General features: G+C 70.1%; 13 protein-coding genes. 11 read left to right on the top strand and 2 right to left on the bottom strand.

Annotated features, from left to right (window positions below):
• Positions 1-72: 72 nt before the first annotated feature.
• The 11 genes from DM194_RS06975 (at position 73) to arfB (ending at position 12,609) form a co-directional block, all read left to right on the top strand.
• Entirely contained in the window at positions 73-807 is a 735-nt protein-coding gene (locus DM194_RS06975; protein ID WP_111066557.1) for a GGDEF domain-containing protein, read from the top strand.
• Positions 808-1,103: 296 nt separating this feature from the next.
• Positions 1,104-1,511 carry a response regulator gene (locus tag DM194_RS06970; RefSeq protein ID WP_111066556.1) on the top strand — a complete coding sequence of 136 codons (408 nt, stop codon included), beginning with the start codon at positions 1,104-1,106 and terminating at the stop codon, positions 1,509-1,511.
• A gap of 42 nt (positions 1,512-1,553) precedes the next feature.
• Positions 1,554-2,948: a PleD family two-component system response regulator gene (locus DM194_RS06965; protein WP_111066555.1), complete on the top strand. Its 1,395-nt coding sequence runs from the start codon at positions 1,554-1,556 to the stop codon at positions 2,946-2,948.
• A gap of 103 nt (positions 2,949-3,051) precedes the next feature.
• Positions 3,052-3,717 carry a phosphatase PAP2 family protein gene (locus DM194_RS06960; RefSeq protein ID WP_111067816.1) on the top strand — a complete coding sequence of 222 codons (666 nt, stop codon included), beginning with the start codon at positions 3,052-3,054 and terminating at the stop codon, positions 3,715-3,717.
• A 188-nt stretch (positions 3,718-3,905) separates the two neighbouring features.
• A complete protein-coding gene (locus DM194_RS06955) occupies positions 3,906-7,457 on the top strand; it encodes a DEAD/DEAH box helicase (protein ID WP_111066554.1) in 3,552 nt (1,183 codons plus the stop codon).
• A 146-nt stretch (positions 7,458-7,603) separates the two neighbouring features.
• Entirely contained in the window at positions 7,604-9,154 is a 1,551-nt protein-coding gene (locus tag DM194_RS06950) for a tetratricopeptide repeat protein (RefSeq protein WP_162629974.1), read from the top strand.
• 96 nt (positions 9,155-9,250) lie between these two features.
• Positions 9,251-10,117: an AraC family transcriptional regulator gene (locus DM194_RS06945; protein ID WP_246024130.1), complete on the top strand. Its 867-nt coding sequence runs from the start codon at positions 9,251-9,253 to the stop codon at positions 10,115-10,117.
• A gap of 33 nt (positions 10,118-10,150) precedes the next feature.
• On the top strand, positions 10,151-10,873 hold the full coding sequence (locus DM194_RS06940; protein ID WP_111066551.1) for an AzlC family ABC transporter permease: 723 nt from the start codon (positions 10,151-10,153) through the stop codon (positions 10,871-10,873).
• Positions 10,866-11,174: an AzlD family protein gene (locus DM194_RS06935; RefSeq protein WP_111066550.1), complete on the top strand. Its 309-nt coding sequence runs from the start codon at positions 10,866-10,868 to the stop codon at positions 11,172-11,174. The genes DM194_RS06940 and DM194_RS06935 overlap by 8 nt, the downstream gene beginning before the upstream one ends.
• Before the next feature lie 68 nt (positions 11,175-11,242).
• Positions 11,243-12,193: a 16S rRNA (adenine(1518)-N(6)/adenine(1519)-N(6))-dimethyltransferase RsmA gene (gene rsmA, locus DM194_RS06930; protein WP_111066549.1), complete on the top strand. Its 951-nt coding sequence runs from the start codon at positions 11,243-11,245 to the stop codon at positions 12,191-12,193.
• Positions 12,190-12,609: an alternative ribosome rescue aminoacyl-tRNA hydrolase ArfB gene (arfB, locus tag DM194_RS06925; protein ID WP_111066548.1), complete on the top strand. Its 420-nt coding sequence runs from the start codon at positions 12,190-12,192 to the stop codon at positions 12,607-12,609. Before rsmA ends, arfB begins: the two co-directional genes overlap by 4 nt.
• Positions 12,610-12,620: 11 nt before the next feature.
• Here the strand turns inward: arfB and DM194_RS06920 are convergent, their stop codons facing one another.
• Positions 12,621-12,965 (bottom strand): HVO_A0114 family putative DNA-binding protein, encoded by a 345-nt coding sequence (locus DM194_RS06920; RefSeq protein WP_111066547.1) that lies wholly within the window; start codon positions 12,963-12,965, stop codon positions 12,621-12,623.
• Positions 12,962-13,255 (bottom strand): toxin-antitoxin system TumE family protein, encoded by a 294-nt coding sequence (locus tag DM194_RS06915; RefSeq protein WP_111066546.1) that lies wholly within the window; start codon positions 13,253-13,255, stop codon positions 12,962-12,964. The genes DM194_RS06920 and DM194_RS06915 overlap by 4 nt, the downstream gene beginning before the upstream one ends.
• Positions 13,256-13,430: the final 175 nt, after the last annotated feature.

Below are 13,430 nucleotides of genomic sequence, written 5' to 3'. Positions count from 1 at the left end.
GGCGTCGGGTTGGCATGGTGGTTGCTTATGTGAAGTCGAAGTGTTCCGACCTTCATGAGAGGAGCCGACCCCATGAACGCCATCGTCGCCGCCCTGGACCTGAAGCATCATGCCGCCGACCGTTTCGACGTGCCGGTGGGTTGGTCGCCGGTCGCGCTGGCTTCGCGCGTCGGGCTTCTTCGGGGAACCGAACGCCAGACGCTGGACGAGACGATCGCGCTGCTCGCCGAGGCAAAGGGGACGATCGCCGAACTGCAGGAGCGCATCGCCTACCTCGAAAGCTTGACGATGACGGACGAGCTGACCGGGCTGTTGAACCGGCGCGGCTTCTATAGTCACTTCCGCCGCGAACTGGCCTCCGCCCGCCGCAACGGGGCCGCCGGCGGCCTGCTGGTCATGATCGACCTGGACGGGTTCAAGGCGATCAACGACACCCACGGCCATGTCGCCGGAGACGCCTACCTGCGACAAATCGCGCGCATGCTCGTCGGCAATGTCCGTCAGGAGGATGTGGTCGCCCGGCTGGGCGGCGACGAGTTCGCCGTGCTGCTGACCAACACCGACACCGCCAGCGGCCTCGCCCGCGCCAGCCAGTTGGCGGCCATCGCCGACGCCACCTATGTGGAATGGGGCGGCCACAGCCTGCCGGTCCGCTTCTCCGTCGGCACCCAGCCCTATGGCGCCGAGGACAGCGAGGACGAGGTGATGCGCCGCGCCGACGCGATGATGTACGGCGCCAAGGGCGCCCGCCGCCGTGAGGCCAAGCGCAAGGGCGACGTCAAGCGCAGAACCAGGCAGGCCGCCTGAGACGCGGCACTCGTTCCACCATCACCCACCTCATGATCGCCCGCACAAAACCGCCCGCGCCCGACGCGGGCGGTTTTTCATATCCGGATATTTTCCTGTCCGGACAGGACGATGGACCATGCCGGAGGAGGGCGTCCATTGGTCGGGTAACGACTATTTAACCGTCGCGACCTAATCAGAAAGGGGGTATACCGGAGTGCGATGGCGCACGGTTGCCCGCCGCCCGCCGGTCGAATGGCGGGCTCGAACGGGTATCGAACGATGTGAAGGCGTGGGCCAGACCCAGGGGAGGATGCATGTCAGCGGATCCGGGCGGTCCAACTTTGGCCGGTGGTCAGCCGACGAAGACCGTCCTCATCGTCGAGGACAACGAGCTGAACATGAAGCTCTTTCATGACCTGCTCGAAGCGCATGGCTACGGGACGCTGCAGACCCGCGACGGCATGGATGCGATGCGGCTGGCCCGCCAGCACCATCCCGACCTGATCCTGATGGATATCCAACTGCCCGAGGTGTCGGGGCTGGAGGTCACCCGCTGGATCAAGGACGATCCGGAGCTGAAATCCATCCCCGTAGTGGCCGTCACCGCCTTCGCAATGAAGGGAGACGAGGAAAAGATCCGTCAAGGCGGCTGCGAGGATTATGTGGCGAAGCCCATTTCAGTTGTGAAGTTCCTTGAAACCGTCAAGAAGTTTCTTGGGTAAGTCGGTTTTCTCTGTAGCAATTCTGCAGGAATTTGCCTTCCGATGTCCGCGCGTGTCCTTGTCGTCGATGACGTTCTGCCTAATGTGAAGCTGCTCGCGGCGAAGCTGACGCGCGAGTACTTCAATGTGCTGACGGCGTACAACGGGCCGGACGCGCTGGAGATGGTGCGGCGGGAATCGCCGGACATCGTCCTGCTGGACGTGATGATGCCGGGCATGGACGGGTTCGAGGTTTGCGAGAAGATTCGCTCCGATCCCGCCACCATGCACATCCCCGTCGTGATGGTGACGGCGCTGTCCGACATCGCCGACCGGGTGCGCGGGCTGGAGGCCGGGGCCGACGATTTCCTGACCAAGCCGGTGAACGACATCGCGCTGTTCGCGCGCGTGCGCTCCCTGGTCCGCCTCAAGATGATGATGGACGAATGGCGGCTGCGCGAAAGCACCTCCGGCCAGTTCGGCGTCATCGAGCGCAGCGGCACCTTGCTGAGCGAATCCTTCGAGCACGCCACCGTGCTGGTGCTGGAGGATTCCATGCTCGACCTGGAGAAGGTGACGGAGACCCTGCGGCGCGACCACAACACGGTGATGTCGGCCGACACCTGCGCCAAGGCGCTGGAACGCGCGCTGGGCAGCGAGCTGGACCTCGTGGTGATCAGCCTGACCCTGCTGAACGAGGACGGGCTGCGGCTCTGCTCGCAGCTGCGCTCGCATGAGCGGACGAGGCAGGTGCCGATCCTGCTGATGGTGGACGAGGGCGATCTGGGGCAGGTGGCGAAGGGCCTGGAGCTCGGCGCCAACGACTATGTGGTCAAGCCGGTCGACCGGAACGAGCTGCTGGCCCGCGCCCGCACCCAGATCCGGCGCAAGCGCTATCAGGAACGGCTGCGCTCCAATTACGAGCAGAGCCTGTCGATGGCGCTGACCGACAGCCTGACCGGCGTCTTCAACCGCCGCTACGTCAACGCCCATCTGCCGCGGCTGCTGGAACGCGCCATCGACAGCCACAAGCCGGTGTCGGTGCTGATGTTCGACATCGACCACTTCAAGGTCGTCAACGACACTTACGGCCACGCCATCGGCGACGAGGTGCTGCGCGAGGTGTCGGCGCGCGCCAGCCGCAACCTGCGCACTTTCGATCTCGTCGCCCGGCTGGGCGGCGAGGAGTTCGTGGTCATCCTGCCGGACACCGACGGGGAGGCCGCGCTGATCGTCGCCGAGCGCCTGCGCTCGCGCATCGCCGACACTCCCTTCACGGTGTCGGCCGACCGCGGCGAGATCAACGTGACCGTCTCCATCGGCATCTCCATCGGCGGCCGGCTGGGCGACACGGCCGAGGGTCTGATCCGCCGCGCCGACGAGGCGCTGTACGAGGCGAAGCGGTCGGGCCGCAACTGCGTCATCGCCGACGCCCGCGCCGATAAGGTGGAGGGGTAGGGCGGGGGCGGAGGCTCCCGGCCCTTGCCGTTCTTGCCGCGCCGCACCATCTGGCAGAGCCGTCGCTTCCTCCGCCGCCTCCACCATCATGCACGGGGTTCCGATGTTCGCCACCGCCAGCGGCGCCATCACCCATCTGGGCAGCAGCAGCCTTCTCGTCCCGCTTTCCGCGCTCTACGCCACTGCCCTCTGGCGGCACCATTCGGCGCCGCTGGCGCTGCGATGGCTGCTGGCGCTGTCGCTCTGCCTTGGCGCCATGGTGGTGCTGAAGCTGGTGGGGCATGGCTGCGGCCTGCCGGATTTTCCGCTGTTCCCCTCGCTGTTCGCCGGCGACCGCTTCGTCAGCCCCAGCGGGCACGCGGCCTTCGCCGCCGTCTTCTACGGGTCTGTGGCGGCCCTGGCGGCGCGTGACGCCGCTTCCCTCCGGCTCAGGATCGGCCTGCCGCTGGCGGCGGCGGCGCTGGTGCTGGCCATCGGCGCATCCCGTGTCGCGGTGTCGGCCCATTCGGGGGCGGAGGTAGTGGCCGGTCTGCTGATCGGCGGATCGTCGGTGCTGCTGTTCCTGTGGACCAGCCGGAAGGACGGGGCGCCGCGCCTGCGCGTCTCGCCCTGGCTGCTGGCGGCGCTGGCGCTCGGGCTCGCCCTGCTGGTCCATGCCGGCGACCCGTCCTTCATCGAGGGAACCATCCGCCGCGTGGCCCGGCATTTCGGCAGCGGCGCCGGGCTGTGCGATCTGGCCGGCCGCGTCTTTCCGGGTGCCCGCGGATAAGCGACCAATCGGGATGAAGCCGGCCGCGTCCTGTGGTATGACGGGCGGTCGCGCGTGACCCGGAGCTTCGAGTCCCCGGAAGCCCGACGCCCCTGCAAGCGTGAGCCAGGGGCTTGCGCCCCGCGGCGCAAGATCCTATACCGACGCCCCGTTTCCGTTCCGTTCCGGACAGGTTCCTTCCGCACCGCATGTCGCTTTTCGATGCCTTGCCGCGTGGCCCTTCGGGGGGCGCCGCCGTCCCCTTCTCCCAGGAGGACCTGACGCGCGTCTTCGATGCCAAGACGCTGCAGCGCGGCCGCACGCTGATGATGACCGGCGCGGCGACGCTGGGACCGCCCGGCGGCGACCGGATCGAGGCGGAGGTCAGCGACCTCGGCCGTCGCCTGACGGTGACGGTGACCCCGGTGCAGGGCAAGCGCAGCGTCGTGCTGGAGCGGACCTGCAGCTGCGGCCGCAATGCCTGCGCGCATATGGCCGCGGCGGCGATGCTGGCGCTGGAAAGCCGTCCGGAATGGCGCCGCGCCTCCCTGTTCGACGTCGCCGACGTCAAGGCGCCGCTGGCGCCGCCCCCGCCGCCCCCTCCCATCCCGGCAGCCGCGCCGGCAGGCCACTCGCCGGTCCCGCAGCCGAAGCCGGCGGCCGCGCCCCCGGCGCTTGCCCAACCGGCGCCTGCCGCACCCGCCGCGCCGAAACCTCCGCTGTCGCTGGTCCGCCCGCCCGTGCCGCCGCCGATCCGCGGCATCGCGCCTCCTCCGCCTCCGCCGGCCCCGCCGAAACCGGAACCGGTGCGCAGCCTGCGCTGGACCCTGGAGCCGGGGCAGGGCGACGTCGCCTGCTACATCCTGGCGGAGTTCGTGGCGGAGGGATCGGCCGACACCAGCCCCGCCACCCCGCGCGACGTTCTGGCCAAGGCGCCGCGCTCGCTCGACGGCGACGCCGACCGAGCCATCGCCCGGCTGCTCGGCGGCGGCGGGACCGAGCGCACGCCCGTCGCCAAGAGCCGGGGGGAGGCGGTCGACCGCCTGCTGCGCCGCCTGCTCTCCACCGGGCGGCTGCGCTGGCGCGACGGCACCCCGCTGGCCGAGGCGCCGGGCCGCACCGTCCGCGCCTTCCGCGATCCGGCCACCCGCAAGCTGCGCCCGACCGGCCTGCCCGAACGCAGCGTTCTGGTGAAGGGCCAGTCCTATTGGTGCGTGGACAGCGCCACCGGCACCGTCTTCCCGGTCGATCTCCAGGTGGTGGAGGTGCCGAAGGCCAAGCCGGTGCCGCCCGCTCCCGTCCCGCCGCCGGTTCCGTCCAAAGCGACGCCGTCCCGCCTGTTCGGCCCGTCGCGCAGCGCGCCCGCGAAGCCGGGGGCGGCATCGATGCCGCGCATCAGCCCGCCGCCGGCGATGCCGGGTTCCAGCTTCCGCGACAGCGGCATTCCCGGCGTGCGCAGCGGAGCCGCCGACGCCGCCGCCATCGTCGAGCGGTCGCCGCGCATCATCGCGCGGCTGGGCCGCGTGGTCACCCCGGCCGACGGGCTGGTCGACGTGCTGCGCCTGTCCTTCGACTATGGCGAAGCCGGCCGCCCGGTGGAGATCGAGCCCGACGACCAGCGCCAGTTCGCCCGCTACGAGGACGACTTCGGCGACGTCACCTTCGTCCGCCGCGACAAGGCCGACGAACAGGCGGCGCTGGACCGGCTGTCCGGCCTCGGCTTCGCCCAGGCGCGGATCGAGCCGCCGAAGGGCGCGCTGAACGCCCGCGGCTCGCGCGTCCACTGGCTGACCGGCCGCGACGTGGAGGAGCGCTGGCAGCATTTCCTCACCACGGAGGTGCCGGCCCTGACCAAGGCCGGGTGGGTCATGGAGGTCGGCGCCGATTTCGGCACCAAGGTGATCGAGCCGGGGGCCGAGGTCGAGGTCGCGGTGAGGGATGCCGGCGACGGCTGGTTCGACCTGGACGTCGGCGTCGAGATCGACGGCGAGCGCCAGCCGCTGCTGCCCATCCTGGCCCGGCTGGTGGAGAAGGGCGGCCTGTCGACCACCCGCGTCATCGACGGCCGCGCCCATATCGTGCTGGACGACGGCAACGTCCTGGCCCTGCCGGCCGAGCGGATCGAGCGGCTGCTCAGCGTGCTGGAGGCGATGCTGGACAGCGGGCGCAGCAGCGGCGACCGGCTGAAGGTGCCGCTGGCCGAGGCCGACTCCCTGCTGGACATCGACGACCTGATCGCCCGGCGCGGCGACGAGACGGCGCAGATCGACGGCTATCTCCAGCGCCTGCGCGCCGACGAGATGCCGGGCGACATGACCCCGCCGCCGGGCTTCAAGGGGGAGCTGCGCGACTACCAGCGTGCCGGCCTCGCCTGGATGCAGAGCCTGCGCGCCAACAACGTCGCCGGCATCCTGGCCGATGACATGGGGCTGGGCAAGACCGCCCAGACACTGGCCCACATCGCGATGGAGGAGCATGAGGGGCGGCTGACCGAGCCCTGCATGGTGGTGGTGCCGACCAGCCTCGTGCCCAACTGGGTGGCGGAATCGGAACGCTTCACCCCGCATCTGCGGGTGGTGGTGCTGCATGGCGTCGACCGCCACGGCAAGCTGGCCGACATCGACCGCGCCCACATCGTCGTCACCACCTATGGCGTGGTGGCGCGCGACGTCGATCTCCTGAAACGGCTGACCTGGCACATGATCGTGCTGGACGAGGCGCAGGCGATCAAGAACCCCGACGGCAAGGCGACCCGCGCGGTGGCGGCGCTGCCTGCGCGGCACCGGCTCTGCCTGTCCGGCACGCCGGTGGAGAACAATCTGGGCGAGCTGTGGAGCCAGTTCGCCTTCCTGATGCCGGGGCTGCTGGGCGACCGCAAGGATTTCGGCAAGCGTTACCGCGTGCCCATCGAGAAGCGCGGCGACAACACCCGCGCCAACCTGCTGATGCGCCGCATCCGCCCCTTCCTGCTCCGCCGCACCAAGGAGGCGGTGGCGAAGGAGCTGCCGCCCAAGACCGAGGTGGTGGTGCGCATCGACCTCGACCGCGACCAGCGCGACCTGTACGAGACCATCCGCCTGTCGGTGAACGAGACGGTGCGCGCGGCGCTGGCCGCCAGCGGCAAGGGGCTGGGCCAGAACGCCATCGCGGTGATCGACGCGCTGCTGAAGCTGCGTCAGGTCTGCTGCGATCCGCGCCTGCTGAAATCCCTGGGGGGCGCCGGGGGCAAGTCGCGCCAGAGCGCCAAGCTCGCCGCCCTGACCGAGATGGTGAGGGAGATGGTGCCGGAAGGCCGGCGCATCCTGATCTTCTCGCAGTTCACCACCATGCTCGACCTGATCAAGCTGGAGCTGGAGAAGGCCGCCATCCCCTATGTCGAGCTGACCGGCCGCACGCTGGACCGCGCCGAGCCGGTGAACCGCTTCCAGAACCGCGAGGTTCCGGTCTTCCTGATCAGCCTGAAGGCCGGCGGCCGCGGCCTGAACCTGACCGCCGCCGACACGGTGATCCATTACGATCCCTGGTGGAACCCCGCCGCCGAGGATCAGGCGACCGACCGTGCCTACCGCATCGGCCAGGACAAGCCGGTCTTCGTCTACAAGCTGATCGCCGCCAACACGGTGGAGGAGCGCATCCTCGACCTCCAGCGCCGCAAGGGCAGCCTCTCCGCCGCCACCATCGAGGGCAAGGGGCTGGTCAGCGCGCTCGACGGCGGCGACATCGACTATCTGCTCGGCGACGGCGACGGGGACGAGGAGTAGGCGTCGGCACGGCATACGGCCGTCGTATAATCACGGCCGTATAATGCTGTAGCCGTATAACGCTGTATAACAATGTGCGGCGCGCCGGCCGTCATGCTATCGGCTGGCTTCGCCCGTCGGTGTCCGAGATGAGTTTGGGGAGTGCCATGGCCTCGGTTCAGGAAGCCTTGCGGGTCGCCCTCGACCACCACGGGGCCGGGCGGCTGCGGGAGGCGGAAATCCTCTATGGCCGCATCCTCGACGCCGCTCCCGGAACCCATGCCGCGTCCCATCTGCTGGGTATGCTGCTGGCGCAGACCGGCCGCCTGGAGGACGCCGCGCAGCGGATCGCCGCAGCGGTACGCGCCCAGCCGGGAATCGCCGATTACCACCGCGACCTCGCCAAGGTCCATCAGGCGCTCGGGCTGCCGGCGCAAGCCATGGCCGGCCAGCGCCGCGCCGCCGCCCTGCGGCCCGACGACGCCGCGGCCATGGCCCTTCTCGGCGTCGCGGCGCAGATGACGGGCGGCACCGACGCCGCCATAGACACGCTGGGCCGGGCGCTGACGCTCGACCCGCAGGACGGCGAGACGCGGCATCGCCTTGCCCTGCTTCTGGAGTTGCGCGGCATCCACCACCTGGAACAGGGCCGGGCGGAGGCGGCCGCCGCCGACCTGTCGCGCCTGATCGACGTGGAACCGCCGACGGCGGAGCGGCTGTTCCAACTCGGCAACGCCCTTTCCCGCGCCGGACGGGCGGACGATGCTCCGGCCCGCTACCGGCAGTCGCTGGCGCTGCAGCCCGACCATGTCGGGGCGGTCTTCAACCTGGGCATCCTGATGCGGCAGGCGGCGGGCCTTGAACTGGCGGCGCTGGAGCGGGCCGCGGCCATTCTGGGCCGGGCGGTGGCGCTGGCGCCCGATTTTCTCGAGGCGCACGAGAACTTCGCCATCCTTCTCTTCCAGTCCTATCGGGAGGCGGAGGCACTGGCCCAGGTTGACAGGCTGCTCACGATGAAAAGGCGGATCGCGGTGCGGGAAGGCGCGGCGCTCGCCCTGCCGCCGCTTCGCGACCGCCCGGCCGCCCCGGAAGGACGCATCCGCGACGTGGTGGCCTTCAGCCTGTGGGGGACGGCCGACCTCTACCGCCGCGGTGCGGTGGAGAATGCCCGGCTGGTGCGGTCGGTCTATCCCGGCTGGACCTGCCGGATCTACCACGACGACAGCGTGCCGCCGGAGATTCTGGCGGAGTTGGACGGGCTGGGGGCGGAGAGGGTGGCCATGCCGCCCGGCAGCGGCCCGGTCAACGGTCTCTATTGGCGCTTCCTGCCTTCCGACGATCCGACCGTCCGGCGCTTCGTCTGCCGCGATTGCGATTCGCGGGTCGGCCCGCGCGAGCGGGCGGCGGTGGAGGCGTGGATCGCTTCGGGCAAGCCCTTCCACGTCATGCGCGACCACCCGCTGCACAGCGAACTGATGCTGGCCGGCATGTGGGGCGGGATCGCCGGGCTGCTGCCGCCGCTGGAACCGCTGATCGAACGCTTCGCCTCGGTGGAGGCCGACCGTTGGCAGGACCAGCGCTTTCTCCGCTCCCACCTGTGGCCGCTGATCGCCGATGCCTGCCTCGTCCATGACAGTCACCAGCCCGGGCATGGCGTTCCATTCCCCGGTCATTCCGGCGATGCGGCGGAACATGCCGTCGGCCGGCGCGTGAGATAGGCCGGGATCCCGTCCCGGCGACCCTTTCCCCGCAATCCTGTTCAAGACGACCGCCAGGCCCGCCTGTTAGACTGCCCTATGGACCAGCACTCCGCATTGACTCGAACTCCGGCCGCCGGCGGCGATTTCGCGCGGCTGTGGCGCGAGTCGCGCTTCGACGGCATGGAATGCCTGAACGCCCGCTTCCAGCGCCACGCCTACGCGCCCCACACGCATGAAACCTATGTGGTCGGCGTCATCACCGCCGGGACCGAGCTTTACCGCTGCCGCGGGACCGAGCGGGCGGCGCGGGCCGGGCAGGTGGTGGTGCTCGACCCGGAGGTTCTGCATGACGGCCGGCCGGCGGAGGACGGCTATGCCTACCGCATGTTCTATCCGTCGGTCGCCCTGTTCGGGCAGGCGATGGCCGACGCGCTCGGCCGTCCCGCCCTGCCGCATTTCGCCGCCACCGAACTGGACGACCCGGAGCTGTTCCAGGCCCTGCGCGGCCTGCACCATGGGCTGGAGGGGCCGCAACGCGAACCGCTGAGCACGGACACCGACGCGCTGCGCGCCTTCACCGCCCTGGCCCTGCGCCATGGCGACCTGAGCGCCCGCCCGCGCGAGGCGGGGCAGGAGCCGGCGGCGGTCCGCCGGGCGCGTGAATACCTGGACGCCAACCTCGACAGCCCGGTGGAACTGGCCGATCTGGCGGCGGCGGCGGGGCTCAGCCGCTTCCATCTGCTGCGCGTCTTCCGCAAGGCGGTGGGGACGACGCCGCACGGCTATCTGACCGACCGGCGGGTCGCCCTCGCCAAGCGGCTTCTCGCCGGATTCCTCCCCCTGGCCGACGTGGCGCTGGCCTGCGGCTTCTGCGACCAGGCGCATTTCAACCGGGTGTTCAAGGGGCGGGTCGGTGTCTCGCCGGGCCAGTACCGGCGCGGCAGCAATCCCGTCCAAGACGCGCAGGCCGCGGCCGCCTAGCCTGCCGCCCATGAGCAAGCAAACAGCACGCATATGAGCACGGAAAGCATCATCACACCGGCATCCTCCCGACAGGAGTTCGCTGCGGGTGTCGTCCATTGCCTGCCCATCGTGGCGGGTGCGGTGCCCTTCGGGTTCCTGCTGGGCAGCCTCGCCGCCAAGGCCGGGCTGTCGGCGCTGGACATGGGACTTATGAGCGCGCTGGTCTTCGCCGGCAGTTCCCAATTCGTCGCGGTCGAGCTGCTGGACAAGGGCAGCGCCGGGCTGGCCGTGGTCGGCGCCATCCTGCTGGTCAATCTGCGCCATCTGCTGATGGGGGCGACGCTGGAGCCGCGCTTCCGCGGCATCCCGCGCGCGAAGGCCGGTCTCGCGCTGTTCTTCATGACCGACGAGCAATGGGCGCTGGCGCTGCGCCGCGGGCCGGACCTGACGCTGGCCTACTGGTACGGGGTGGCGGCGACGCTGTATCTGGCGTGGCTCGCCAGCACCGTGGCCGGTACGCTGGCCGGCGCCCTCATCGCCGACCCCGCCGCCTGGGGGCTGGATTTCACCTTCATCGCCGTCTTCCTCTGCCTGCTCGCCGGATTCTGGCGTGGAGTCGGCTCGCTGCCGCCCTGGCTGGCGAGCGGCGCCGCCGCGCTGGCCGTCCATGCGCTGTCGCCCGGCGGCACCTGGCACATCATCGCCGGGGCGCTGGCCGGAGGAGCCGTCGCCGCCCTGCAGGCCAGGGGGCAGGGGAGGGCGCGCGATGCTTGAGTCGCTGCAACTGGACTGGAGCTTCCTCGCCATCGTGCTGGGTGGGGCGCTGGCCACCTGGATGACCCGGATCGGCGGGCCTTGGCTGATCGCGCGGGTGCGCCTCGGTCCGGCGGCGAGTGCGGCGCTGGAGGCCACGCCGGGCGCGGTGCTGGTGGCGCTGGTGGCGCCCGCCGCCCTGTCGCGCCCGTCCGACGCGCTGGCCGCCGCCCTGGTCTGCCTGATCGCCCGCCGCGTGCCGATGGTGGTGGCGGTGGCGGCCGGCGTGGTCGCCGTCGTGCTGCTGCGCCGCCTGCTGTAGCGTCGTCCATCGCCGTTGTCGCAAACTGCCGTCTGGTGAAGCGGGCGGGGGATGCCTATAAGTCGGGAATGACCGACCAGACCCCCGCCTCCGCCCCCTTTGCGCCCGCATCCGCCCCGGCTGCTTTCGACCCGCACGCCCTGCCGCCGCTGCGCGACGTGATCGCGCGCTTCGGGCTGGAGGCGCGCAAGGCGCTGGGGCAGAATTTCCTGCTCGACCTGAACCTGACGGGGCGGATCGCCCGTTCGGCCAACCTGCCGGCCGGCACCACCGCCATCGAGGTCGGTCCCGGTCCCGGCGGTCTGACCCGCGCGCTTTTGGCGACCAACGCGGTGAAGGTCATCGCCATCGAACGCGACCGCCGCTTCATCGAGGCGCTGCAGGACGTCATCGAGGCGTCCCAAGGCCGCCTGTCGATCGTCGAGGCCGACGCCTTGACCGTCGACCCGGAGGTTTTGGCCCCCGCCCCGCGCGCCATCGTCGCCAACCTGCCCTACAACGTGGCGACGCCGCTTCTGCTCGGCTGGCTGGCGCGGATCGAGGCCTATGTCAGCCTGACGCTGATGTTCCAGAAGGAGGTCGCCGACCGGCTGGTGGCGAAGCCGGGCAGCAAGGCCTATGGCCGGCTGTCGGTCATCACCCAGTGGCGCTCCGACGCCCGCGTGCTGTTCAACCTGCCGCCGCGCGCCTTCACCCCGCCGCCGAAGGTCGAATCGACGGTCGTCCACCTGACTCCGCGGGTGAACCCGGAGCCGGCCGACTGGCGCGCGCTGGAGCAGGTCACCGCCGCCGCCTTCGGCCAGCGCCGCAAGATGCTGCGCCAGAGCCTGAAGTCGCTGGGCAATGCCGAGGCCCTGCTGGAGGAGACCGGCATCGCCCCGACCGCGCGGGCGGAGGAGATCCACGTCGCCGGCTTCGCCGCTCTCGCCCGCGCCTTCCGCGCCCGCCACCCGCTGGAGCCGCCGGCGGAGCCGCCGGCGGAGGGGCCGGCGGAGGGGCCGGGGGAGGGGCCGAAATGATCCGGGTCACGCCCCGCATCAGCCTGGACGAAAGCGAGCTGCAGGAGGAGTTCGTCCGCGCCTCCGGCCCCGGCGGCCAGCACGTCAACAAGACGGAGACGGCGGTCCAGCTGCGCTTCGACGTGCGCCGCTCGCCCAACCTGCCCGATGCCGTGCGCTACCGTCTGGAACGGCTGGCCGGCTCGCGCCTGACCCAGGACGGCGTGCTGATCCTGGTGGCCGACCGCCACCGCTCGCAGATCCGCAACCGCGAGGACGCCCGCGAGCGCCTGATCGACCTGATCCGCGACGCCGCCGCCCCGCCGCCGCCGCCCCGCCGCCCGACCAAGCCGACCAAGGGATCCAAGGAGCGGCGGCTGGAGGGCAAGGCCAAGCGGTCGGAGGTCAAGAAGATGCGCGGGAACGTTCAGGACTGAGCGTTATCAATCTAGAGAGCCATCTTCATTTCGACATCGTCATAGTCCACCCGCAATCCGTCCTGGTCGTCGATCAGACCGGCCTCGACCAATGCGGTCACGTCCATATGGACGTTGCGGTAATCGCGACCCAGCGACCCGGCCAGCGCCCGGATGCTCGCCGTGGGGTTGCGATGCAGATACCGGAGGATTTCCAGGCGCTTCGGTGTCAGGATCCGGCTCATGCCTTCGAAGGATTCGAAGGTGATGTGGTGTTCCCGGACGCTCTCCCCGGCCTCGTGGCGGCGGAGTGCATCCTTGACCGCAGCCGCCTCGGCCTGGAGATCGACACCGATGTGGATCCGAAGCGTGGTCATAACCTTCCCTCTCTAGCCGCGGCGACTTCCGTGAAGAACTGGTCGATCAACCGTTCGATGGTCTCGAAGCGAACCGGAATTTCCCGGCCACGGATATGCTTGTGGTCGCCCTTGCCCTTTTCATTGTCGTATCCGACGATCCGCTCGCCATCCTTGCCGTAATACAGGCTGTATTTGTACCGGTGTTCCGACGGCGGCACCGGAGCCGCGACCGACCAGACCCGCACCTGGACAATGCTCCCGTCGTCGTAGACGGTCTTGCGGGATAGGAGGAGCGCAGCTTTGTGCATGCTTCAATATAGGACGTCCTTGCGGTGTGGTGAAGCCACATATGGCGCGATACCACATCGCTCTGCCCGCGGCCTTGCGGTCGCCTGATGAAACCGGCGCTCGAACGCATGCAGCATGCCCGCCATGAGGTGGGCGCATTGGACGGTTCAACCATCCCGTGCCAGCCTTCACTCT

The sequence above is a fragment of the Azospirillum ramasamyi genome (genome assembly GCF_003233655.1).
In the GTDB taxonomy this organism is placed as follows: domain Bacteria; phylum Pseudomonadota; class Alphaproteobacteria; order Azospirillales; family Azospirillaceae; genus Azospirillum; species Azospirillum ramasamyi.
This window is presented reverse-complemented; position numbering and strand designations above follow the sequence as displayed.

Coding starts and splice junctions, on each gene's coding strand:
- DM194_RS06975 (WP_111066557.1), top strand. CDS start 73: ATGAACGCCATCGTCGCCGCCCTGGACCTGAAGCATCATGCCGCCGAC.
- DM194_RS06970 (WP_111066556.1), top strand. CDS start 1,104: ATGTCAGCGGATCCGGGCGGTCCAACTTTGGCCGGTGGTCAGCCGACG.
- DM194_RS06965 (WP_111066555.1), top strand. CDS start 1,554: ATGTCCGCGCGTGTCCTTGTCGTCGATGACGTTCTGCCTAATGTGAAG.
- DM194_RS06960 (WP_111067816.1), top strand. CDS start 3,052: ATGTTCGCCACCGCCAGCGGCGCCATCACCCATCTGGGCAGCAGCAGC.
- DM194_RS06955 (WP_111066554.1), top strand. CDS start 3,906: ATGTCGCTTTTCGATGCCTTGCCGCGTGGCCCTTCGGGGGGCGCCGCC.
- DM194_RS06950 (WP_162629974.1), top strand. CDS start 7,604: ATGGCCTCGGTTCAGGAAGCCTTGCGGGTCGCCCTCGACCACCACGGG.
- DM194_RS06940 (WP_111066551.1), top strand. CDS start 10,151: ATGAGCACGGAAAGCATCATCACACCGGCATCCTCCCGACAGGAGTTC.
- DM194_RS06935 (WP_111066550.1), top strand. CDS start 10,866: ATGCTTGAGTCGCTGCAACTGGACTGGAGCTTCCTCGCCATCGTGCTG.
- rsmA (WP_111066549.1), top strand. CDS start 11,243: ATGACCGACCAGACCCCCGCCTCCGCCCCCTTTGCGCCCGCATCCGCC.
- arfB (WP_111066548.1), top strand. CDS start 12,190: ATGATCCGGGTCACGCCCCGCATCAGCCTGGACGAAAGCGAGCTGCAG.
- DM194_RS06920 (WP_111066547.1), bottom strand. CDS start 12,965: ATGACCACGCTTCGGATCCACATCGGTGTCGATCTCCAGGCCGAGGCG.
- DM194_RS06915 (WP_111066546.1), bottom strand. CDS start 13,255: ATGCACAAAGCTGCGCTCCTCCTATCCCGCAAGACCGTCTACGACGAC.